General features: G+C 43.6%; 1 pseudogene. It reads left to right on the forward strand.

Annotated elements, in window-relative coordinates:
* A pseudogene (locus QTN94_RS20445) lies at positions 1 to 417 on the forward strand (LysM domain-containing protein); the annotation flags it as partial.
* Between the last annotated feature and the right edge of the window lie 51 nt (positions 418 to 468).

Below are 468 nucleotides of genomic sequence, written 5' to 3' on the forward strand. Positions count from 1 at the left end.
CTCAATTGGTTAGGAGCAAGCCGAGCCGATACAGGGCAAATCAAGCGCTTTGAAAATGCCCTGCAACGTATGGGCTTACCGCACCCCACTGAGCTTAATAAAGCAGAACAATGGCAACGCTACGCCAAAAATGTCATCAGCTTACGGGATTTTTTTACTCAAGCCTTTTCACAGCCTTATGAAAATCCAAATGATAAAGACAAAAGCAAATATATGAGAACACTAAGTAACGATTATGCGCGTTTCCGCCGTTACATATATTGGTTAACTAAAGGCCACAAAATCCTAGAAAAATCGTACCCAGCCCGAGCGCGAATGGAAGCGGTATATGCGGTGCTCCCTGAGGATGATATCGAGCAACTTGAACAATTTAAACTGCGCGGCTATCAGCTAAGCAACTGGTTACCAGAGAGATAAACCATGAAAAAATGTGTATCAATCTTTATTCTCCTCGTCGTTTGCAGCAGC

Origin of the sequence: Vibrio sp. M250220 (genome assembly GCF_036533795.1) — a bacterium.
GTDB lineage: Bacteria > Pseudomonadota > Gammaproteobacteria > Enterobacterales > Vibrionaceae > Vibrio.